General features: G+C 60.0%; 21 protein-coding genes and 1 tRNA gene. 8 read left to right on the top strand and 14 right to left on the bottom strand.

All coding sequences use genetic code 11. From position 1 onward, the window contains the following. Nucleotides 1–63: 63 nt before the first annotated feature. The 7 genes from ACW9UQ_RS00415 to ACW9UQ_RS00385 all read right to left on the bottom strand — a co-directional run bounded on the left by ACW9UQ_RS00415 (nucleotide 64) and on the right by ACW9UQ_RS00385 (nucleotide 5,330). Nucleotides 64–537: an imm11 family protein gene (locus ACW9UQ_RS00415; RefSeq protein WP_458929010.1), complete on the bottom strand. Its 474-nt coding sequence runs from the start codon at nucleotides 535–537 to the stop codon at nucleotides 64–66. Next, the gene (locus ACW9UQ_RS00410; RefSeq protein WP_458929009.1) at nucleotides 519–764 is read right to left on the bottom strand and encodes a hypothetical protein; all 246 of its coding nucleotides are present in this window, start codon (nucleotides 762–764) and stop codon (nucleotides 519–521) included. The genes ACW9UQ_RS00415 and ACW9UQ_RS00410 overlap by 19 nt, the downstream gene beginning before the upstream one ends. A 400-nt stretch (nucleotides 765–1,164) precedes the next feature. After that, a complete protein-coding gene (locus tag ACW9UQ_RS00405) occupies nucleotides 1,165–2,163 on the bottom strand; it encodes a hypothetical protein (protein ID WP_458929008.1) in 999 nt (332 codons plus the stop codon). A gap of 193 nt (nucleotides 2,164–2,356) precedes the next feature. Continuing rightward, nucleotides 2,357–3,493 (bottom strand): slipin family protein, encoded by a 1,137-nt coding sequence (locus tag ACW9UQ_RS00400; RefSeq protein WP_458929007.1) that lies wholly within the window; start codon nucleotides 3,491–3,493, stop codon nucleotides 2,357–2,359. A gap of 440 nt (nucleotides 3,494–3,933) precedes the next feature. Beyond that, a tRNA-OTHER gene (locus ACW9UQ_RS00395) sits at nucleotides 3,934–4,007 on the bottom strand. A gap of 196 nt (nucleotides 4,008–4,203) precedes the next feature. Continuing rightward, nucleotides 4,204–4,491 carry a hypothetical protein gene (locus ACW9UQ_RS00390; RefSeq protein WP_458929006.1) on the bottom strand — a complete coding sequence of 96 codons (288 nt, stop codon included), beginning with the start codon at nucleotides 4,489–4,491 and terminating at the stop codon, nucleotides 4,204–4,206. Between the two features lie 53 nt (nucleotides 4,492–4,544). Further along, a complete protein-coding gene (locus ACW9UQ_RS00385) occupies nucleotides 4,545–5,330 on the bottom strand; it encodes an FMN-binding negative transcriptional regulator (RefSeq protein WP_458929005.1) in 786 nt (261 codons plus the stop codon). Here ACW9UQ_RS00385 and ACW9UQ_RS00380 point away from each other — a divergent pair. After that, a complete protein-coding gene (locus ACW9UQ_RS00380; protein ID WP_458929004.1) occupies nucleotides 5,322–6,530 on the top strand; it encodes an NAD(P)/FAD-dependent oxidoreductase in 1,209 nt (402 codons plus the stop codon). The two genes, ACW9UQ_RS00385 and ACW9UQ_RS00380, sit on opposite strands and share 9 nt — an antisense overlap. Here ACW9UQ_RS00380 and ACW9UQ_RS00375 read toward each other — a convergent pair. The 5 genes from ACW9UQ_RS00375 to ACW9UQ_RS00355 form a co-directional block, all read right to left on the bottom strand. Next, nucleotides 6,527–7,465, bottom strand: a complete 939-nt coding sequence (locus ACW9UQ_RS00375) for a bifunctional riboflavin kinase/FAD synthetase (protein WP_458929003.1) — start codon at nucleotides 7,463–7,465, stop codon at nucleotides 6,527–6,529. The genes ACW9UQ_RS00380 and ACW9UQ_RS00375 overlap by 4 nt on opposite strands. A gap of 30 nt (nucleotides 7,466–7,495) precedes the next feature. After that, nucleotides 7,496–7,948, bottom strand: a complete 453-nt coding sequence (locus ACW9UQ_RS00370) for a MaoC family dehydratase (protein WP_458929040.1) — start codon at nucleotides 7,946–7,948, stop codon at nucleotides 7,496–7,498. Between the two features lie 121 nt (nucleotides 7,949–8,069). Continuing rightward, on the bottom strand, nucleotides 8,070–9,101 hold the full coding sequence (locus tag ACW9UQ_RS00365) for a TraB/GumN family protein (protein ID WP_458929002.1): 1,032 nt from the start codon (nucleotides 9,099–9,101) through the stop codon (nucleotides 8,070–8,072). Continuing rightward, nucleotides 9,098–9,970 carry a TIGR01459 family HAD-type hydrolase gene (locus ACW9UQ_RS00360; RefSeq protein WP_458929001.1) on the bottom strand — a complete coding sequence of 291 codons (873 nt, stop codon included), beginning with the start codon at nucleotides 9,968–9,970 and terminating at the stop codon, nucleotides 9,098–9,100. Before ACW9UQ_RS00360 ends, ACW9UQ_RS00365 begins: the two co-directional genes overlap by 4 nt. A 40-nt stretch (nucleotides 9,971–10,010) precedes the next feature. Then, a complete protein-coding gene (locus tag ACW9UQ_RS00355) occupies nucleotides 10,011–11,006 on the bottom strand; it encodes a TraB/GumN family protein (RefSeq protein WP_458929000.1) in 996 nt (331 codons plus the stop codon). A 213-nt stretch (nucleotides 11,007–11,219) separates the two neighbouring features. Here ACW9UQ_RS00355 and ACW9UQ_RS00350 point away from each other — a divergent pair, with 213 nt between their 5' ends. The 3 genes from ACW9UQ_RS00350 to ACW9UQ_RS00340 all read left to right on the top strand — a co-directional run bounded on the left by ACW9UQ_RS00350 (nucleotide 11,220) and on the right by ACW9UQ_RS00340 (nucleotide 13,964). Further along, nucleotides 11,220–11,507: a co-chaperone GroES gene (locus ACW9UQ_RS00350; RefSeq protein WP_458928999.1), complete on the top strand. Its 288-nt coding sequence runs from the start codon at nucleotides 11,220–11,222 to the stop codon at nucleotides 11,505–11,507. Nucleotides 11,508–11,548: 41 nt separating this feature from the next. After that, nucleotides 11,549–13,195, top strand: a complete 1,647-nt coding sequence (groL, locus tag ACW9UQ_RS00345; protein ID WP_458928998.1) for a chaperonin GroEL — start codon at nucleotides 11,549–11,551, stop codon at nucleotides 13,193–13,195. A gap of 226 nt (nucleotides 13,196–13,421) precedes the next feature. Beyond that, the gene (locus ACW9UQ_RS00340; protein ID WP_458928997.1) at nucleotides 13,422–13,964 is read left to right on the top strand and encodes a DUF2087 domain-containing protein; all 543 of its coding nucleotides are present in this window, start codon (nucleotides 13,422–13,424) and stop codon (nucleotides 13,962–13,964) included. Nucleotides 13,965–13,977: 13 nt separating this feature from the next. On the opposite strand, the gene polA is transcribed toward ACW9UQ_RS00340, so the two are convergent. Further along, the gene (gene polA / locus ACW9UQ_RS00335; protein ID WP_458928996.1) at nucleotides 13,978–16,791 is read right to left on the bottom strand and encodes a DNA polymerase I; all 2,814 of its coding nucleotides are present in this window, start codon (nucleotides 16,789–16,791) and stop codon (nucleotides 13,978–13,980) included. A gap of 71 nt (nucleotides 16,792–16,862) precedes the next feature. Between polA and ACW9UQ_RS00330 the strand changes: the two genes are divergently transcribed. The 3 genes from ACW9UQ_RS00330 to ACW9UQ_RS00320 all read left to right on the top strand — a co-directional run bounded on the left by ACW9UQ_RS00330 (nucleotide 16,863) and on the right by ACW9UQ_RS00320 (nucleotide 18,276). Then, entirely contained in the window at nucleotides 16,863–17,663 is an 801-nt protein-coding gene (locus ACW9UQ_RS00330) for a nucleotidyltransferase domain-containing protein (protein ID WP_458928995.1), read from the top strand. 57 nt (nucleotides 17,664–17,720) lie between these two features. After that, nucleotides 17,721–17,855, top strand: a complete 135-nt coding sequence (locus ACW9UQ_RS00325; RefSeq protein ID WP_458928994.1) for a hypothetical protein — start codon at nucleotides 17,721–17,723, stop codon at nucleotides 17,853–17,855. A gap of 115 nt (nucleotides 17,856–17,970) precedes the next feature. Further along, on the top strand, nucleotides 17,971–18,276 hold the full coding sequence (locus ACW9UQ_RS00320) for a CARDB domain-containing protein (protein ID WP_458928993.1): 306 nt from the start codon (nucleotides 17,971–17,973) through the stop codon (nucleotides 18,274–18,276). Nucleotides 18,277–18,280: 4 nt separating this feature from the next. Here ACW9UQ_RS00320 and ACW9UQ_RS00315 read toward each other — a convergent pair whose 3' ends face one another. After that, nucleotides 18,281–18,478, bottom strand: coding sequence for a zinc-finger domain-containing protein (locus ACW9UQ_RS00315; RefSeq protein ID WP_458928992.1), 198 nt, complete (start codon nucleotides 18,476–18,478; stop codon nucleotides 18,281–18,283). 198 nt (nucleotides 18,479–18,676) lie between these two features. On the opposite strand from ACW9UQ_RS00315, the gene ACW9UQ_RS00310 reads away from it, so the two are divergent. After that, nucleotides 18,677–19,687, top strand: a complete 1,011-nt coding sequence (locus ACW9UQ_RS00310) for a hypothetical protein (protein ID WP_458928991.1) — start codon at nucleotides 18,677–18,679, stop codon at nucleotides 19,685–19,687. The last annotated feature ends 6 nt before the right edge of the window (nucleotides 19,688–19,693 follow it).

Here is a 19,693-nt window from a genome sequence, read left to right as displayed (position 1 = left end):
GCATAAGAAGCCTTGTGGCCCTACTGCCAGTCATGGGGTAACCCAACGAGGGAAGGGATGAAGTCAGACTTCGTTAAAGTGCGGGCGTATGTCCCAGCCGTTGCAGCCTTTTTCTTTCAGCCGCGCGATCAACGCATCGGACATGAAACGATAATTTGGGCTGCGCATTTCCCGCCAGATCCCGGCCCCGTTCATACGATCCGCGAACACTGAAAAACCCTCTGTATCGCGGTATATCAATAACCCGCTCAGATTTTCGGGCCCTGCACTGCCCTGGTCGACAGACTCTTTGATCGTCGGATGGCTTTCCGGATCAATTGTATTCAGCGGCTGGCGGCATTGAAAATAAAAGAATTGCTGACGCGGATACGGGCTGCCATCGGCCAGAACAATCTCTACCGGTACGAACTGGTTAATATCCTTGTCAAACTCTTCGATAACCTCGCGAAATGCCTGGCTGACCAGTGTGATTCCCCAGCCGGAATAGATATCAGGGATGCGATCCCCGGCCTTCAGGATCAGTCGCTTCGGCAGCAACTCTTCCGGTATCTTGGCCCGCAGCCCGCCCCACCAGTCAACTTTTTTCCGTCGTATCCCTCTCCGGAAGCGAACATTGCCTCTTCGCTTGCAGCACTTACCCGTTCGCGCTCATCCGAAATTGCTTTTGTGACCGCGCGGTTGGCATCCTCACACGTGCAGCTTTCGGGCATCAGATCGATGGAGTGGTAAAGCGCATCGTCAATAATCTCAAGAAGCCCGCCCATCAGTTTTCTCCTTCAGTCAGCGCCTGATGCCCATCGTCTTCGCGCCCATGTTCACCAAGTCCCCGCATAAAGCCAAACATAGGTGACGTCCCACAACAAGGAGTTTGTGGCTGTGATCATCTACGCACGGTTCGGAGTGATTGGCCTGCCCTGTCCGCTGAGGTGCATGGTCAAGGTCCCGCCGGTTTCGAGCCCGAAAAGCCCCGCGCGAGGTCGCGTGGGATATTTAGGGCATAAGATCAGGGAGGTCGGTCCCATATCGGGTTTTGTTGCGCCGAAACTGAAGCGGGATACTATCAGCTATGAGGGCAATTTGAACTAGATGCGGCGGCCTGACGACCCTAACCTTTGCTGGTGAGGGTCGCAGGGCCGCCGCGTTCTTTGTGCCTGTTGGCTGTGCTTACGCTTCGGTCGCTGCCGGTTGCGGCTTGGCCTCTGCAGGTTCCGGGGATGTCAGGCCGACCCAGGCGGCGGCCTTTTCTCCCAGCGCCCGGAACTTTGCCGATGCGCTTTGCAGCTTGGCCATCCATTCGGGTTTAGGCTCCTGCCCATCGGTCACCTTAAAGAAGGCCTGCAGCAGGCACGCAATGGCGAAGGGTTCGATCAGGGCTGCTTTGACGGCCCAGGCGAACAGCAGGGCAAAGACAAATCCGCCTGCCGACCAGGCGCCGGGGATCAGATAGACCACCCCTGCTGCCGGGGCGAGCATCAGCAGGAAGACGACAAAGGCCAGACCATAGGAGATGGCCGTGATCCAGGCCGCGGAAATCAGCATGGGTTTGGCGTTCTGGCTGTAAAGCACCAAGGCCTCCTGCGCGGAATGATACGGGTTTTGCGAGTTGGTGCGGATGTTATGGGCCAGGATAACCTCATCCAGCAGACCAATGGCAACGCGCAGATAGGCCCGCACCAGTTGCATGGCCTTGTCGAGGCCCGGGATCGGCAGCAGCGAGGCAATGCCCTCAAGCAGGCCGGTGACGGCGCGGATCACGCCTTTGACCAGCTGGTCGATGCCAAACAGGATATTGGCTTCGCCAAACCGTGCGCGCACAATTTTTTGCGCGTGGTCAATCTGGGCGCGCCCGATGGGCAGATCGCGGCCCTCCAGCAGTTCTACCATCACGGCGATATGTCCGGCCTTGACCATGTAAAGCACGTATTCGCGCAGGAAATACAGGATACCGGCGGTTGTCCCAAAGCCAAGTGCGCCGCCCCAGAATGTACTGGAGACGCGGAAGTCATCGTCCCCAAAGGCTCCAACACCCCAGCCGATCCCAGCTCCGGCGCCGGTTGCAAGAACATAGGCAACGGCAATTCCGAAATAGACCAGTGCACGAAATGCGATGAAGGGCGCGGTTTTGCGCATGATGTCGAACGCGACGGACATACTGAAATTCATACTTCTTCTCCTTCTGGCCATCGGAACTGCGCAGAGTTTGCCCTGCGCATTTGAAGGTATCCAATTCCGATGGTGTCCCCATTGCGGCAGCTTATGTGCCAAACTGTGAATGGGTCGCTTACAGAGCGCAAGAGGTTCAAAATGCCAGAAAAAATGCAGAAAACCCCGCCCGGTTTCCCGGGCGGGGCAGGGGTCAGTCGCGAAGTTTGACCAGATCAGTCATCAGCCCTTCGGTCCCGTTATGGACGGTCAGGCGTTCGACCTTGCCGGCGATGCTTTCCAACGCCTCCAGCTCTTTCAGCCGCAGCATGACCGGGTTTTCGGCCATCACCTTGGCGGTGTTGAGCAGCGACCGGGTGGCGTTGGTTTCCTCGCGCCGCCGGATCACGTTGGCCTCGGCCTCTTTCTCGGCCTGAACCACCGCGTTCAGGATATCGCGCATCTCACCTGGCAGGATAACATCCTTCAGGCTGATGGCACCGACCTCCAGGCCAATCTCGGCCATTTCGGTCCGGACCTGATCCGCAGCCTCGGCATCGACCGAGACCTTTTCCGAAAGCAGCTGGTCAAGCTTGCGCGCGCCCAGCGTTTTGCGGAAGGCGAATTGCAGCGCCCGGTGCAGGGCTTCTTCGAAGTCCTTTACCGCGTTGGCCGCTTTCACTGGATCGGTCACCCGGAAATCCGCCGACAGGTTCACCCGCAGGGTGACGCGGTCGGCGGTCAGGATTTCCTGACCGGTGACCTCATGCGCCCGCCAGCGGGTATCGACGACCCGGACTGCCAGTTTGCGGCCGACATTCCAGAACCGGTGGACACCAGCCTCAAGCAGCCGGTCGAAGCGGTTATCGACGGTCAGCAACCCGACAGAACCGTCGGCGACCTCGAACGAGGAGACGCTTTCGGTGATCCGAGCCCGCGCCAGCCGGTTGGCCAGTGCCGGTTCGATATCCAGCGTTTCGCTGATATCAATCCGCTGCAACTCCCACGGGCCGGTGTCTTTCCAGACGGTGACCCGGTTTTCCGGCCGCATCAGGCGGCTGAACTGACCGTCGCGCAAAACGACGATCACCTCATCCTTGCCAGCGACAATGTCCAGCAGGTGCTGTTCGGCCAGATCGGGCCGCGCACGAAAAAGCGCATCGCGAAGATCGGAGGTGAACCATGGCGTATTGAGGTCATGGATATCGACGCGCGTATCGCGCACCTCGATCCGGTGTTCACCGGCGCCAAGGATATCCTTGAACTTTCCCTTTTCCAGCAAGATCACCCGCTGGTTTTCCTGCACCGTAACCCGGCGCTGACCCATAAGCCGTTCAATCAATTCTATCATTGTTCACATCCTTTTCTTTCGCTAACGCATGCGCGTCATTCTCCTTAAGTGATGCCCGTTTGGGCCTTGGGTTGGGGCCCCGAAACGGGGCGGTTGAATGAGCCCGGAACCGGCCCTTCGCCTAACGACACGCGGGCAGAGCAGCGAGCGGGATTTGGGCGGCGCGGGCGGGGCGCAGGTGATCGAAACCGCCCTTGCCTGGCCTGCACCGGCCGTGTCCGTCATCTGCTCACCGGCGCGAAGCCAGGGTGAGCCGGGTCCCTTACCGTCGGCCCCTTTCGGGGCGTCGGGGTCGGAAACCGGATCACGAAGACCGGTCCCGGAACCCAAATGCAAAGCCCTTTCGGGCGGATCTGGCTTGTAAGGCCAGCTTGATGATGGGACTCGAACCCACTACCAACAGATTAACAGTCTGCTGCTCTACCAAATGAGCTACATCTTGGCTGAATAGGAAGGACTCGAACCTCCGACCGCCGGATGACACACCGGTGCTCTACCCCTGAGCTACAATCCAAATCCCCTCTCAACATCGCACCCCTGGCATACGGGACCGGCAGGGCCGACCGCACCGGCAGGGACGAAAACCCTGACCGCTAGGATGTGGTCCGTCAGTGACGGGAGGCGGTGTTTAGTTCAGTGGGGCGATTCGTGTCCAGCAATGATATCACCCTACGGCAAGGCGGGCGGTACTGTTGCTGCGGCGCAACAAATCACCGCCAGCGCAGCCGGATGCGGGTGATGGACGCAAGATCAACCTCAAGCACCTTGCCACCGGGCAGCGGCATATGCCGGGTCAGCCGCGCGTTGCCGTGCAGGTTTTGTTCGGCCTCACTTTTGTCTTTGGTGATCTCAACTCCTTCCGGGCAGTCATCAAGTGCGGCCTCGCGCCAGACATGCTTGGGCTTTTGCTCGGCCCGGCGCGCGATGACCCAAGTCACCGCAACAACGGTGCCAAGGCGCAAGGCGGTGGCGGCAATGGGCGCAAGTGGTGCAGGCATGGTCGGACCTCCGGCGTTACCTGCATGAAAGATAGGAGTCCGCGCGCGGATATTCAATCTTTGGGCAAATCCCGCATCAGGGCGGCCAATGCGGCGCTTTCCTGTCCGATCCCACTATCCGCCAGCGCCTCAGCCGCAGAGATGCGCACCGCCTCTTCCTTGTTCTGGCCGAGTTTCCATGTGCCATCGATGTTGCTGATCTCAAGCCGCACGGGCCGGATCATGCGCATCATCCGCGCCAGAATCTCCGGCATCATCTTATCGGCTTTCCATTCCGGTTTGGGGGCTAGCCGCGCCTCAAACTCTGCCGACAGCCGGTCCAGTTGTCCGCGCAATTCGCTTTGATCCAGCCGCCGCAACGTGCCGCTTAGATGTACCGCAACATAGTTCCAGGTCGGCACCTGATCCTCGATCCCATACCAATCGGGCGAGATATAGCCATCTGCCCCCTGCACAGCCAGAACCGCCTGTTTCGGCGTATCCAGCGCCCGCCAAAGGGGATTTGAGGCAACCAGATGAATATCGGCGCAGTCCTCGCCCAGAACAAAGGGCGCATAGGCGATCAGCGGGGTGTCTGCCCCATTTATGGTCAGCAGCCCAAAGCCGCGTTTGCGGGCAAAGTCGAGATTACGTTTGTTCTTGGCTTTACGGAATATCGGATTGGGATGCATGGCTGTGCCCCTGGCATTTGGCTGACGTTCGGTCTGGCAGAAGCCGCGTCGCTGTGCAAGATGCGTATCCGTCAAATACGGCTGGTCCTTATACGCAGGACTAGCCATCATGCGGAAGGTGGAGCGGGCCGCTGATGTCTCGCCCAGGGCGGAGGAACAATGCCTCATTTTGTTATTGTTGGTGCGGGTCAGGCGGGTCAGTCTTTGGCTTCGAAACTGCGGTCCGAAGGGTTTGATGGGGCAATCACGCTGATCGGGTCTGAGCCTGTTCTCCCCTATCAGCGGCCACCCTTGTCAAAGAAATACCTGCTGGGCGACATGGAGTTGGAGCGGCTGTTTCTGCGGCCCGAAGCTTACTATGCGGACACCAATATCGCCCTGCGCCTTGGCCAGTCGGTCACCGGGGTTGATCCCGCCGGTCAGGCGTTGCAATTGGGCGGGGAGGTTCTGCGCTATGATGCGCTGGCCCTGACCACCGGGGCCGTGCCGCGTGAATTGCCTGCCGCCATCGGCGGCGATCTGGACGGGGTCTATACCGTGCGCAGCATCGCCGATGTCGATGCCATGTCGCCGGAGTTTCAGCCGGATCGGCATCTGCTGATCGTCGGCGGTGGCTATATCGGGCTGGAGGCTGCGGCGGTCGCGGCGCGCAAGGGTCTGAAGGTAACGCTGATCGAAATGGCTGACCGCATTCTGGCGCGGGTGGCCTGTGCCGAAACCGCCGCTTTCCTGCGTGATATCCACACGCGCGAAGGAGTGGATATCCGCGAGGCCACCGGCCTGACAGAACTGCGCGGCAAGGGGCGGGTGACCTCGGCCTTGCTGTCTGATGGCAGCGAACTGGCGGTTGATTTCGTTATTGCTGGCGTTGGGGTTACGCCGGACACAGCATTGGCCGAGGCGGCGGGTCTGACGATTGACAACGGGATTGCAACCGACAGCCATGGCCGCACCTCGGACCCGCATATCTGGGCGGCGGGCGATTGTGCGTCTTTCCCGTATCGCGGTGAGCGTATCCGTCTGGAAAGCGTCGGCAATGCCATCGACCAGGCAGAGGTGGTGGCGCAGAATATGCTGGGCAGGGACGTGACCTATGGAGCCAAGCCGTGGTTCTGGTCGGATCAGTTCGATTTGAAACTACAGATTGCTGGTTTGAACACCGGCTATGACCGGGTGGTCACCCGCGCCGGAGAGGCCGGGGACGCTGTGTCTTTCTGGTACTATAGCGGGGATGAGTTGCTGGCCACTGACGCCATCAACGACCCGCGCGCTTACATGGTTGCCAAGCGCCTGATTGAGGCCGGTAAATCGCCCACGCCTGACCGCGTTGCGGGCGCTGAGACTGTCAAGGAGTTGATGACGGGCTAAAGCCTGCCCAGGATATCTCGGGTTTTGGCCACGTCATCGCGCATGGCGGCAATCAGCGGATCGATACCGTCGAATTTCGCTTCGCCGCGTAAGAACTCCACCAAGGCAACGGACACTTCGGCACCGTAAAGGTCACCATCGAAATCCAGCACATAGGTTTCGAGATTGGGTGCATTCACCCCAAATGTCGGCCGCACGCCCAGCGAGGCAGCCCCGTGGTAGCTGCCGGTATGTGGCCCGGTCAGAACATCGAACAGCACGGCATAAACGCCAAAGCGTGGCAGATGCAGGCCCTCAAGCATAATATTTGCGGTCGGGTAGCCCAGATCGCGGCCACGCTGATCGCCTTTGACCACCTTGCCCTCCATCCGGTGCCAGTGGCCCAGCATGCGCGCGGCATCTTTGGGGCGGCCCTCGCTCAGCGCGGTCCGTATTGCGGTTGAGGACAGATCGGTGCCGCTGTCCGAGACCAGCGGGGCGATGGTGACGCCAAAGCCGTTCTGCGGTCCCATCTGGCACAAAAGATCAGCATCACCGCTGCGACCCTTGCCAAAGCGGAAATCGGCACCGACCACCAGATGGCGGATGCCCAATGCGTCGCGCAGGATTTGCGTTACGAAATCCTCGGCCGATAGCCGGGCGAGGGATGCACCGAAGGGCAGCGCATACAGCTGTTCAATGCCCAGCTTTTCTAACCTGTGCGCCCGGGCCTCGGCATTCATCAGACGGAATGGCGGCGCATCCGGGGCAAAGAATTCGCGCGGGTGCGGCTCGAACGTGATCACGCCCAGGGGCGCATCCGTCTCACCCGCAGCGGCGCGGGCCAGTGCGATCACCGACTGATGGCCCAGATGCACGCCGTCGAAATTGCCCATGGCGACGCTGGCACCGCGATGCGGGGCAGGCAGGGGGTCAAGTGTGATGTGGCGGTGCATTCCCGGGGCCCTCTTGGGGCTATTGCCCCGTCAGTCGAATTTGCGGCTGGGCGCAAGCACCTCGGCCTCGCCCTTCAGGACCACCTTGTCGCCTACACTGCAACGGCAATCAAGCGTCACCCGACGCCGCGCGTGATCAATCCCGGTGACGGACACTTTGGCGGTGACACGATCACCGGGGCGCACCGGGGCGGTGAATTTCAACGACTGGCTGAGATAGACAGACCCGTGGCCGGGCAACTGTTCCCCGATAACTGCGGATAGCAGCCCTGCGGTCAGCATGTCGTGCGCCACCCGCCCGCCAAAAATCGTATCCTGCGCATAGGCGTCATCCAGATGCACCGGGTTCCGGTCGGTCGAGACGGTGGCGAACATCTCGATATCCTGATCGGTGATTGCCTTGGAGGTAGATCGGGCCAGCCCGATCTCCATATACTCAATACAGATTGTACCGACCGGGCCGTTATGGCCGCTAAACTGCATCATACCTTCCACCGCAAACAAATTGTGCATGTGCGAAATGCATAGCGTACGAAAGAAGGTGGAGCAAGATTAGTTCACATAAAAGCGCTAAATGATGCGCTTTGTTGCGCAGAGGTGAGGGTCAGCCTGCCTCGCCCGGCAGGGCGATCCTTTCCACCGTCATGCCGTGCTGACGCAGTAACGCGACCAGTCCGGTGTCATGTGGCAAGTGATAGCAGCCAACGGCAACCACAGCGCCACCTTGTTGGAACTGCGGCAGCAGGTTTTCGACCATTCGCCTGTTGCGATGGGTCAGCAGATAGCTGTCCATCTCAAGACGAAGGCTGCTGACATCAACGTTGGGAAACTTGTTCTGCAAATAGATGTCATCAAAGGCCATCATGTGCCCGATCTGGCCATCCAGATAGTACCGCATGTAGGTCGCACTGGTTTCCGGAGTCGTCTGATGCAACGCATAGGAGGTAACCGTTGCCCGAAACGCCTGTTCCCAGCGCTTTGCTGTTGCCAGCACCTCAATCACATCTCGTCGCTCTGCAGAAATTCGGGACAGACCGTGATCAGCGGCCAGAAGTTCAACCCGCACATCCTGGATCGGATAGCCTGCCACTGCAAGCCTGTCGCCGCAGGGCGAGGACAGTATAAAATTCATCAGCGTAGTGGGCGCCATATACTCTAGCTCGGACCCTAAGAGGCCGAGGCCCTTTATGCGGTCCTGGATCGCCCGTAAAGCTTCCGCAGGCAGGTCGTTATAAAGCGAAACCGGCGTGTCGGAATAAAAGCCTTCACCACTCCAGTATTTTCGAACCTCATCCATGGTTGTTTCTGCGCCAGCATATTCCGTAATCATGATCCGCGCGTCTGCGATGATGGCTTTCAGTTCATCGGGAACATTGGAAATCCGTGGATCAGACGAATGCATCGTGCCCCAAAGATAGGAAACCTGCCCCTCTGGTGTTGTGACACGCCACAGGCGGCCGGTGCCGTTGACCACTTTGCTTGCCTGCGCATCGACCTCATTCCAGTCGTCGATGCCAAGCAGGGCTTGGGTGATTTCGATCACCTCAGGTTCGCACATGGACAGCAAGGTCGCATCGTCATAAGCGAGCGACGGGCTGGCCAGTGCCACCAGCAAGGCTGTAAATCGTGCGATCATCCCAGCCGCCCCATCGCATAGGTGGGTTGCAGTTCTGCATTGGACACAAACGCATCCAGCTTGGCCTGGTTCGGTGGGCCTTCGCCGGTTTCGGTTTCCTCAGCGGCAAGGCCACCAGTGATGAACACGCAATCCAGTCCTTCGCTGATCGCGCCCTGAACATCGGTATGAATGCCGTCACCAACGGCCAAAATCTCATCATCGACGACCTTGCCCCGGATCGCCTCGGCCCGCTGCCGGGCTAGCCGATAGATGGCAAGATGCGGCTTGCCGAAATAGTCTGCTTGCCCCCCGGCCTCACGATAGGCCTCTGCAATGGCACCGGCGCAATAGATCCGGGTTTCGCCGACATCCACAACGATATCAGGATTAGCGCAGAGCATCTTCAGGCCGCGATTGACACCGGTCAGGATAGTCAGCCGGTAATCCTGCGGTGTTTCGGTGCGGTCATCGAACAGGCCGGTGCAAACGATCCCCTCGGCCTCGTCCAGAGGCACGCGGTCGATATCGTAGGGCTGGCCATCTTCATCGGTAAAGAACGGCAGATCGCGCTCTGGCCCTATATGATAGACCTTGCGGCCATAATCGCCCAAAGCCATGACCTGTTGCGCCGCATCCCCGGATGAGGCGATATCATCATAGCAATCCCGCGGGGCACCCATTGCATCAAGCTGTTGCTGCACCGCGCCGCGCGGGCGGGGGGAATTGGTCACCAGAATAACCGTGCCCCCAGTTTTGCGGAAAGCTTGCAGTGCGGCGACGGCCTGCGGGAAGGGCGTTTTGCCATTGTGCAGGCAGCCCCAAAGATCGCAGTACAAAACGCGGTAGCGATCAGAGATATCGGCCAGTGAATGGATAATGGGGGTCACAATCTGTGCGCCTCTTTGCAGGTCCGGGTGTTGGTCTGACTTATCCGTCCAGACGGCGCACAGTAAACCCCTCGTCTTCCAGCATCTGCAACAGGCCATGCGGCCCGCCCAGATGCAGCGCGCCGACCGCCACCACGACATTGCCCTGCTCCAACGCGGGGAACAGGGTATCGGCCCAATTCTCATTGCGGGTTTTCAGCAGACGGTCGTTAAAGGTTTTCAGCATCGCTGTGCCCTGAGGGCCCATGACCTCTTCGGTCAGGATGACGGACAATTCCCAGATCGCCTGAATATCGCCGCGCTTATACATTTCGGTCAGCGTGGCCATGTAATTCTCAGTTTCCGAGATCGTGCTTGCCACAGTCACAAGTTGTGCCAGCCCGTCCTCATAGCTGCTGCCGACCAGCAGGTCCAAAACCTCTTGATAGGTTTCCAGCCCCTCCACCAGAACACCGGATTCCCGCGCCAAGGTTTCGATATTGCGGTCCAGAATTCCCTGACCCGCCAGTTGCGCCCGGGTGACGCAGGGTGGGATCGACAGCATCATGCCCAGGAACCACGGCTCCATCTGATCGACGACAGGCGCCGTCAGACCATATTGCGAAAGCGCGGCCTGCACCTGCGCCCATTCTTCGGATGGCAGTTCCTGACTAAGGCGGCGTCCTTCTGGGTTGCGGATGATCGAGGGCGGGCGCATTATCGCCTGCTGCATGCGCTGTTCTTCGCCCTTGGTCAGTTCGATCATCACCAGTCGCGCGCGTTCGATCCGCTCTTTCAGCGCGTCCGGGACAGCTGATATATCTTCATCGGGCAAATGGATTGTCCCGAACAGAGCCGAGATATTGCCGCCCTTTTCCACCTGCCAATAGCGGCCAGTGGCATATTTCTGGGTCGAAACTTCGGCCAGCCGGTCGCGTGTGGTCTGAGGCATCTCTGCCAGCAGATCGCGCCCCTCGCAAAAGGCAGCGGCCTGTCCGCTGATAAGGGTTGCGGCCAGAAGGGAAAGGCGGAAAAGACAGCGTCGCAGCTGGATCAAGGCATTGCTCCCGAGTCGATTTTGAGCATAAATCCTAGCGCAATTCCTGGATCACGACTACCTGCACATCGGGCGCAGGCAAAATGCCGCGAAACGCCCTTGACTCAAAAAGGCACGATCTCTACCTAACCTCTCGTTAGCGCTCAGGGGCGGCGAGTGCTAACGTCATTTGCGCCGCCCGCGAATTTGGTTCCGCAAAGAGGAGCGACCGATATGAAATTCACACCTCTGCACGACCGCGTTCTGGTTCGCCGCCTGGAAGGCGACGAGAAAACCGCAGGCGGTCTGATCATCCCTGACAGCGCAAAAGAGAAACCTTCCGAAGGCGAAGTCATCTCTGTTGGTGCTGGTGCCCGCGATGAAGACGGCGAGCGCATCGCGCTGGATGTCAAAGCAGGCGACAAAATCCTGTTCGGCAAATGGTCCGGCACCGAGATCAAGATCGATGGTGAAGACCTGCTGATCATGAAGGAAAGCGACATTATGGGCATTCTGTCCTGATCGCCCCCTTCAAAACCAATTCTTAATTCAGGAGAATAGCCATGTCTGCAAAAGACGTGAAGTTCAACACCAGCGCCCGTGACAAGATGCTGAAAGGTGTCAACATCCTGGCTGACGCTGTCAAAGTGACCCTCGGCCCCAAAGGCCGTAACGTCGTTATCGACAAATCCTTTGGCGCGCCGCGCATCACCAAAGACGGCGTGACCGTTGCCAAGGAAATCGAACTGGAAGACAAGTTCGAGAACATGGGCGCGCAGATGGTGAAAGAAGTCGCCAGCCGCACCAATGACGAAGCGGGCGACGGCACCACCACCGCCACCGTTCTGGCTCAGGCCATCGTCAAGGAAGGCCTGAAATCGGTTGCCGCTGGCATGAACCCGATGGATCTGAAGCGCGGCATCGACACAGCTGTTGCCAAAGCTGTTGAGGCCATTCAGGCCGCAGCACGTCCGGTTTCCGGCACGTCCGAGGTTGCACAGGTTGGCACCATCTCGGCCAATGGCGAAGCTGCCATCGGCGAGCAGATCGCTGATGCCATGCAAAAAGTCGGCAACGAGGGTGTGATCACCGTCGAGGAAAACAAAGGTCTGGAAACCGAGACCGATGTTGTCGAAGGCATGCAGTTCGACCGCGGTTACCTGTCGCCTTACTTCATCACTAACCCTGACAAGATGGTGACCGAGCTCGACGACGCGCTGATCCTGCTGCACGAGAAAAAACTCTCCTCGCTGCAGCCGATGGTTCCGCTGCTGGAAACCGTTATCCAGTCCGGCAGGCCGCTGCTGATCATCGCCGAAGATGTTGATGGCGAAGCGCTGGCAACCCTGGTTGTCAACAAACTGCGCGGCGGTCTGAAAATCGCGGCTGTCAAAGCACCGGGCTTTGGTGATCGCCGTAAGGCCATGCTGCAGGACATCGCTATTCTGACCGGCGGTCAGGTGATCTCCGAAGATCTGGGCATGAAGCTTGAGAATGTCGGTCTCGACATGCTGGGCACGGCCAAGAAAGTTTCCATCACCAAAGACGAAACAACAATCGTTGATGGCGCTGGCGACAAAGCTGAAATCGAAGCACGCGTTGCTCAGATCCGTCAGCAGATCGAGGAAACCTCCTCCGATTACGACCGTGAGAAGCTGCAGGAGCGTCTGGCCAAGCTGGCAGGCGGTGTTGCCGTGATCCGCGTCGGTGGCTCCACCGAGATTGAGGTGAAAGAGCGTAAAGACCGCGTTGATGACGCGCTGAACGCCACCCGCGCCGCGGTTCAGGAAGGTATCGTCGTTGGCGGCGGTGTTGCCCTGGTGCAGGCTGCAAAGGCGCTAGCAAAGCTGAAGGGCGGCAATGCTGACCACAAAGCTGGTGTTCAGATCGTACGCCGTGCGCTGGAAGCACCGCTGCGTCAGATCGCCGAGAACGCAGGCGTTGACGGCGCTGTTGTTGCTGGCAAGATCCGCGAAAGCGACGATGACAGCTTTGGCTTTAACGCACAGACCGAAGACTATGGCGACATGTTCAAGTTTGGCGTGATCGACCCTGCAAAGGTCGTTCGTACCGCACTGGAAGACGCAGCCTCCGTTGCTGGTCTGCTGATCACCACCGAAGCCATGGTTGCCGACAAGCCCGAAAAACCGGGCGCAGGCGCCCCGGCTGGCGGCATGCCCGACATGGGCGGCATGGGCGGCATGATGTAATCATCGCCGTTTCGGCTAAAGTCTTTAGGGTCGCCTTCGGGCGGCCCTTTTCTTTGTGGCCGCGTCGGGATAAACATTCCCCAACGGTCGGCAGAACACCGAGGCGTCGCTGTCCCCAAGGGTAAGCTGAACCTGCCAAACAGATATGCGCATCCTCGTTTCAATGGTGCCCATGTTGCAAGCCAGCGACCAGCAACCTCAGATACGGGCACGCCGGAGAATGATGATGACCCGACACAGCCTGCCCCTCAGGATTGACGATCTGTCCGCCTTCGCCAAATCCCTGAACCGACAGTTGCGCGGTGGCGCGACCCCGCCCGGTCACCAAAGCCTGTTGAACATGCTTGCGCGGGCAGCGGGGTATCGCAATTACCAACATCTGGCGGCCTCCACCGCGGCGGAGCACCGCCTTGCGCGGCCCGCAGCGACGTCTGGACCGGTCGACTACCATCTGGTTGAGCGCACCCTGAACCAGTTTGACGCAAACGGTCGGTTGACTCGCTGGCCCTCTCGCCGTGCGGTGCAGGACCTTGCGCTTTGGGCGGTCTGGGCGCGTCTGCCATCGGCAGAGGTGCTGACCGAAAAGCAGGTCAATGCCTGCCTGAAAGCACTGCATGATTTCTCGGACCCCGCCATCCTGCGCCGCAGCCTTGTGACGCTGGGGTTGGTGTCACGCAAGAAAGATGGCAGCGACTATCGCCGGATCGAACAATCGCCGCCACCTTCGGCCCGGGCATTGATCGCACGACTTGCCGAGCGGAGCGGATAAGGAAAACCTCGTCCTAGTGCGCCACAGCCCAGTTCGGCCCTTGTCCGGCATCGACGGTCAGGGGCACATCCAGTTTGACGGCTGGCATGGCGGCGTTTTCCATCACATCGCGCACCGTGGCGATGGTGGTGTCAACGGCGTCCTCGGGCACTTCGAACAGCAATTCGTCATGTACCTGTAGCAGCATTCTTGCCGGGCTTCCGGCGATGGCATCCGGTATGCGGATCATGGCGCGGCGGATGATGTCTGCAGCGGTGCCCTGTATCGGCGCATTGATCGCGGCGCGGCGGGCAAACCCAGCGTGCGGGCCCTTGGCACCGATCTCGGGCGTGTGGATCTTGCGACCGAACAGCGTTTGCACATAGCCATGTTCTTTGGCGAAGCCGACTGTGGCGTCCATGTATTCCTTGATGCCGGGGAAGCGTTCGAAATAGCGGTCGATGAACGCCTTGGCATCCTCTCGCGGGATGCGCAGGTTGTTGGCAAGGCCAAAGGCGGAAATGCCGTAAATCACGCCGAAATTGATTGCCTTGGCCTGACGGCGCACCATCGGGTCCATGCCTTCGATGGGGACATCAAACATCTCGGACGCGGTCATGGCGTGAATATCCAGCCCGTCGCGGAAGGCCTGTTTCAGGCTGTCAATTTCGGCGATATGGGCGAGGATTCGCAGCTCGATCTGGGAATAGTCGAGGCTGAGCAGCACGTTACCCTCATTCGCGATAAAAGCCTCGCGGATACGGCGGCCTTCCTCTGTCCGCACGGGGATATTCTGCAGGTTCGGGTCGGTTGAGGCCAGCCGCCCTGTGTTGGCCCCCGCGATAGAATAGGAGGTATGCACCCGGCCCGTTTCAGGGTGGATATGTTCCTGCAGGCTGTCGGTGTAGGTCGATTTGAGCTTGGACAGTTGCCGCCAGTCCAGCACCCGGGCCGGCAGGTCATGGCCCTCGGCGGCGAGGGTTTCCAGCACGTCAGCCCCCGTGGCATAAGCGCCAGTCTTACCTTTCTTGCCGCCCTCAAGCCCCATCTCGTCGAACAGGATTTCACCCAGCTGCTTGGGCGAGCCGACATTGAAAGACCGCCCGGCCAGGTCGTGAATTTCCGACTCCAACGCTGCCATCTGCTGCGCAAAGGCCGAGGACATGCGGCTGAGGTGATTGCGGTCGACCTTGATGCCGTGCATCTCCATCTCGGCCAGTACCGGAACCAGCGGACGTTCGAGGGTCTGGTAGACCGTAGTGACCTTGGACGCTGAAAGCTTTGGCGAAAACAGCTTCCACAGCCGCAGGGTTATATCCGCGTCTTCGGCGGCGTAAGGTGTGGCTTCCTCCAGCGGTACCTTGTCGAAGGTCCGGGCGGATTTGCCGGTGCCCAGCAGCGGTTTGATCGGGATCGGCGTGTGGCTGAGATAGCGTTCGGCCAGCGTGTCCATCCCATGCCCGTGCAGCCCGGCATGACAGGCATAGGACATCAGCAACGTGTCGTCGATCGGCGCGACCTGTACCCCATGGCGGGCGAAGATCTTCATGTCGTATTTCATGTTCTGACCGATCTTGAGGATGCTCTCATCCTCCAGCATCGGCTTGAGCAGTACCAGCGCCTGCTCCGCCGTCATCTGGCCGGGCGCGCGTTCGGTCATGCCCAGAAGATCGCCGTCGCCGGTCGTATGGGCCACGGGGATATAGCAAGCCGATCCGGGATCCACCGACAGGGAAATCCCCACCAGATCGACGCGCATTTCGTCCAGGCCCGTGGTCTCGGTGTCGACCGCCACCCAGCCGCGATCATAGATGCGATCAATCCAAACCTGCAGGGTGGCTTCATCGCTGACCTGCTCATAGGGACCATAGGGCGCGGATAGCACGACCGGATCAACGCCGCCGTCACCGTCGCCTTGCGGCGCGGCTTCAGGCTCAGCAATCGCCGGGGCCTCGACACCCAGCTTATCGGCGATGCGCTTGGTCAGGGTGCGGAATTCCATCTCGCTTAGGAAACCCAACAGCGCCTCAGCCTCAGGCTCCTGCACCTCAAATGTCTCCAGCGCCTCAAGGTCGGGGGTCTGTTGATCAAGCGTCACCAATTGCCGCGACAGGCGGATCTGGTCGGCATGGTCGATCAGGGTCTGGCGGCGCTTGGGCTGTTTGATTTCCTCGGCCCGGGCCAGCAAGGTATCGAGATCGCCATATTCGTTGATCAGCAACGCCGCCGTCTTGATCCCAATCCCCGGCGCGCCGGGAATGTTGTCAACGGAATCGCCAGCCAGCGCCTGCACGTCGATCACCCTGTCGGGGCCGACGCCGAATTTTGCCTCAACCTCTTCCGGGCCCAGACGGGTGTTTTTCATGGCGTCGAACATCTCCACGCCGCCGCCGACCAATTGCATCAGGTCCTTGTCCGAGCTGATGATCGTCACCCGCCCCCCGGCCTCGCGCGCCTGAAGGGCATAGGTGGCGATGATGTCGTCAGCCTCGTAGCCCTCTTTCTCGATACAGGCGATGTTGAAGGCGCGGGTCGCATCGCGGGTCAGAGGCATCTGCGGGCGCAGATCCTCGGGCATTGCGTCGCGATTGGCCTTGTACTGATCATAAAGATCGTTGCGGAACGTGTGGCTGCCTTTGTCGAAGATCACCGCAACATGGGTGGGGGCGTCGGGCCCGGCGTTGTCCTCGACCATCTTGAACAGCATGTTGCAAAACCCGCTGACAGCGCCAATCGGCAGGCCGTCGGATTTGCGGGTTAGCGGGGGCAGGGCGTGAAAGGCGCGAAAGATGAAGGCCGAGCCGTCAATCAGATGCAGATGATGTCCCTTGCCGAATCCGGTGCTCATGGCGGCCCTCCCTTTTTGCCTTTATTGCGCTTCGGCGCGGGTTTGGCCATCCTTGGGTGTGGGAGGATGCCATGCAACATCAGGTGATCGCAGCAGTGACCGAAGGATTGGCGGGCCAGGCCGGCCTGACAGCCCTGTTTTTATCCGGCAGTTTTGGCGAGGGACAGGCGGATGCCTATAGCGATGTAGATTTCCTGGCGGTGGCCGCACCAGAGCACCGCACCGCCATCGCGGATCGCTGGGCTAAGGTGGTTGGCACGCTCGATCCGGTGGTGTTTCAGCAACGCTTTGGCCCAACGGTAGAGCTGGTCAACCTTGTGACCGAAAGCTGGCTGCGCGCTGACCTGAGCCAGGGTGATGAGGGCCGATTGAAAGCGCAGGGCGCGCGGGGCCTGAAACCGTTGATCGACCCGCAAGACCTGCACACGACGTTGGACGAGGCACCGGTCTGGCACCCGCAGCCCTTGCCACGTATCGCAGAGGAGTTCCTACGCGTGCTTGGGCTGTTGCAGGTTGCGATGGGCCGCAAGGACTATGTCAACGCCATCACCGGCCTGTTCCATTTGCGGCGCCAGCTGACCACGCTGCTGATCCGCCAGTCCAATGACGGCCCGACCGGCGGAGCGCTGCGCCTGAACCGGCTACTGACGGCTGAGCAGATGGCCCTGCTGGCCGATCTGCACATTCCGGCACCTGAGCCCGGGGCTGTGATCGACGGGTATTACCGCTTTGCCGCGGCCTTTCTGCCGCTGGCGCGCGAGATGGCAGGCGCGGAATTTCCCCATCGCTTCGAAGCGGCGACGCTGACCTGCCTGGCAGAGCGGGTTGATCCGATCTTTGCACGCCTAAAGGGCCGTGCGCCTTCCGATTGAACGTCGGGCTGAAAGACAACGACGCATCGGTACTGCAACCAGCAAAGGAGTAGACCGATGATCCGAAGGAAAATTCTTACCAACGCAGCACTGATTGCCGCCCTGATGGCACCGCCTCACCTGATCGCGGGTCCGAAACCGGGGGAATGGGTCTCAGATATCCTCAACGCCAAGGCAGCGCGCGCCCGATAACGCGATCAAGACATTTGCCGCTGATCTGATCATTCAGCCAAAATATCGAAGCTCGGACTTAAGCGACGCACCGCGGACCAGGTTTTGTGGTCTTTCCGGTGGAAAGCCCGTCGTAGTGGTTGTCGTCAAAAACATTGGCGGCACAAAGACCCCGGCGACCGAACTGTTGTTCAGGTTCTCGGATACGCCAAGTACCAGCCCGAACTACCTGCCGGGTCTTATGAATGTCGGGCCGCTGAACCCCGGGCAACAACAGACAGTCGTCGCACATCCGCTGCCAAGAGCCTGGGTGCCGAACAGCAACGGGAATGGGGCGCGGTTGTATTTCCGGGTCGAAGCTGACTGGAAAAAGGAAATCTTCGAATTGAAGGAAAACAACAACAAAGCGAAGGGCAACTGCATAGGGCCGCTGCCCGACTAATGCGTCAGTGGCCAGCCGCCCCGGCCGCCAGCACAAACCGCTTGTCGCAATAGCCGCATTCGACCCATCCCTGCGCCGGGTCGATGGTCAGCCAGACGCGGGGGTGGCCCAATGTACCGCCGTCGCAGCAGACACGAAGGGTTGTGACCTCTTCCACCTCGGGCGGCGGGGGGCTCTGGGGTATGGCAACTTCGACGGACATGCGGATTTCCTGATCTTCATACGCAGCCGCATGATAGCCGGATTATCAGAAGCGGCAAGAGCGCCGGTGACCCGATTGCAGGTAATCGACGGGAACATGAATAAAGCGATGCCATGCGCTTTGCCACATCCGGGCCAACCTGCGGCTTGAGCTTGGCAGGACCCCCACGGTATAAAGGCCCCGTAAAGAGGGGCCTACATGACCGCATTGCAAAAATATATCCGGCTGGAGGCGACAGGCCAATGGCGTGAAAGCCGTGCACACGCACCGCGTGAGGTGGTTGTGTCTTTCGGCAAGGCAACTCTGGTTCTCAGCGATTTTCAGGACCGCCCGCTGACCCATTGGGCGCTGGCGGCGATTGGCGTTGTTGGCAGTGGGCCGGGGGTGGCCTATGCGCTGGATGCGGCGGGCGATGAAACCCTTCAGATCGACGATGCTCAGATGAATGCCGCCATTGCCGAGGTGACCGCCGAAGCGCGTGAGGTGGCGGATCAATTGACAATTCCGCGGCAGGGGCGCCGCTGGTCACTGATCCTGCTGACGCTGCTCGGGCTTGTCGCGCTGGCCGTCTGGAAGTGCCCCGGCTTTCTGCGAACCCAGGCGCTGAACCTGATCCCTCAGGAAAAGGCGACGTTGATAGGGCGCGAGGTCGTCGCCTCATTGGGTACAGTGTGCGCCAGCTCTGGGGATCTTCCGGGATTGGCGCGGCTGGCGACGGTTCTGAACCTGCCTCTGGACCGCCGTCTTGGGGTTGCCAAAGGGTCCACGCCACTCGCCGTCATGCCTGGGGGCGACATTCTGGTTGGTGATGATTTTCTGGCCGAGATGCGCAGCCCGGACGCGCTGGCGGGCTGGGTGCTGATGGCGCATCTGGCTGATCCTGATGGCCGGGCGCAGCTGGCGGGGCTTATGCAGGACAAACCACTTGGGCAACTGGGCCGCTTTATGATGAATGGCGATATATCGGCAGAGGATATCTCGACCCTGGTCCGCAGCATATCCGATGCCGAGGTGCAGGTAACGCTGGATCGCCTGAGCGCGGCGCAGGCAGGTCTTGCGGACCGGGGGTTGGCAGATAAGGGGTTTGTCACAAGCGCTTTGCAGCACCATCCCGGACAGGCGGCGGGTCTTTCGGCAAAAGTCGATGAGGGCAAGCCGGTGATGCGCGATCAAGCCTGGGTCGCGGTACAGCAGGCGTGCAACCAATAGGGGACG

This window comes from Halovulum sp. GXIMD14793, assembly GCF_054457435.1.
The sequence above is the reverse complement of the archived record's forward strand: the minus strand, read 5'-3'. Positions and strand labels throughout refer to the sequence as shown.

Excerpts from the sequence above, each read along its gene's own strand:
- polA (WP_458928996.1), bottom strand. The coding sequence starts at position 16,791 with ATGAGCACCGGATTCGGCAAGGGACATCATCTGCATCTGATTGACGGC.
- ACW9UQ_RS00370 (WP_458929040.1), bottom strand. The coding sequence starts at position 7,948 with ATGCAGTTTAGCGGCCATAACGGCCCGGTCGGTACAATCTGTATTGAG.
- ACW9UQ_RS00375 (WP_458929003.1), bottom strand. The coding sequence starts at position 7,465 with ATGCACCGCCACATCACACTTGACCCCCTGCCTGCCCCGCATCGCGGT.
- ACW9UQ_RS00325 (WP_458928994.1), top strand. The coding sequence starts at position 17,721 with ATGATCCGAAGGAAAATTCTTACCAACGCAGCACTGATTGCCGCCCTG.
- ACW9UQ_RS00410 (WP_458929009.1), bottom strand. The coding sequence starts at position 764 with ATGGGCGGGCTTCTTGAGATTATTGACGATGCGCTTTACCACTCCATC.
- ACW9UQ_RS00315 (WP_458928992.1), bottom strand. The coding sequence starts at position 18,478 with ATGTCCGTCGAAGTTGCCATACCCCAGAGCCCCCCGCCGCCCGAGGTG.
- ACW9UQ_RS00310 (WP_458928991.1), top strand. The coding sequence starts at position 18,677 with ATGACCGCATTGCAAAAATATATCCGGCTGGAGGCGACAGGCCAATGG.
- groL (WP_458928998.1), top strand. The coding sequence starts at position 11,549 with ATGTCTGCAAAAGACGTGAAGTTCAACACCAGCGCCCGTGACAAGATG.
- ACW9UQ_RS00400 (WP_458929007.1), bottom strand. The coding sequence starts at position 3,493 with ATGATAGAATTGATTGAACGGCTTATGGGTCAGCGCCGGGTTACGGTG.
- ACW9UQ_RS00365 (WP_458929002.1), bottom strand. The coding sequence starts at position 9,101 with ATGATCGCACGATTTACAGCCTTGCTGGTGGCACTGGCCAGCCCGTCG.
- ACW9UQ_RS00385 (WP_458929005.1), bottom strand. The coding sequence starts at position 5,330 with ATGAGGCATTGTTCCTCCGCCCTGGGCGAGACATCAGCGGCCCGCTCC.
- ACW9UQ_RS00390 (WP_458929006.1), bottom strand. The coding sequence starts at position 4,491 with ATGCCTGCACCACTTGCGCCCATTGCCGCCACCGCCTTGCGCCTTGGC.
- ACW9UQ_RS00350 (WP_458928999.1), top strand. The coding sequence starts at position 11,220 with ATGAAATTCACACCTCTGCACGACCGCGTTCTGGTTCGCCGCCTGGAA.
- ACW9UQ_RS00340 (WP_458928997.1), top strand. The coding sequence starts at position 13,422 with ATGACCCGACACAGCCTGCCCCTCAGGATTGACGATCTGTCCGCCTTC.
- ACW9UQ_RS00405 (WP_458929008.1), bottom strand. The coding sequence starts at position 2,163 with ATGAATTTCAGTATGTCCGTCGCGTTCGACATCATGCGCAAAACCGCG.
- ACW9UQ_RS00330 (WP_458928995.1), top strand. The coding sequence starts at position 16,863 with ATGCAACATCAGGTGATCGCAGCAGTGACCGAAGGATTGGCGGGCCAG.
- ACW9UQ_RS00380 (WP_458929004.1), top strand. The coding sequence starts at position 5,322 with ATGCCTCATTTTGTTATTGTTGGTGCGGGTCAGGCGGGTCAGTCTTTG.